Here is a 289-nt window from a genome sequence, read left to right as displayed (position 1 = left end):
GTCTCCGCCTTGTCGAGGCCGGTGAGGCCGCCGTAATGCCGCTCGTTCAGCCGCCAGCTCTTCTCGGTCGGCAGCCAGAGGCGACCCATCGCCTCCAGCGCGAGGTTCAACGTCTTGATCGCGCGCAGTTGCAGGCTGGTGAAGGTCAGGTCGAAGTCGAGGCCCTTCGCCGCCATCAACTCGCCCGCCGCCTTCGCCTCCGCCGCGCCCTGCTCGGTGACGTCGACATCCCACCAGCCGGTGAAACGATTCTCGAGGTTCCACGAGGACTGGCCGTGACGGATGAGGA

General features: G+C 66.8%; 1 protein-coding gene. It reads right to left on the bottom strand.

Annotated elements, in window-relative coordinates; genetic code table 11:
- On the bottom strand, positions 1-289 hold a 289-nt coding region (locus AC0IYH_RS30945; RefSeq protein WP_471838007.1), incomplete at both ends, for a 2,3-bisphosphoglycerate-dependent phosphoglycerate mutase.

This window comes from Pseudomonas sp. AC463, assembly GCF_979253585.1.
This window is presented reverse-complemented; position numbering and strand designations above follow the sequence as displayed.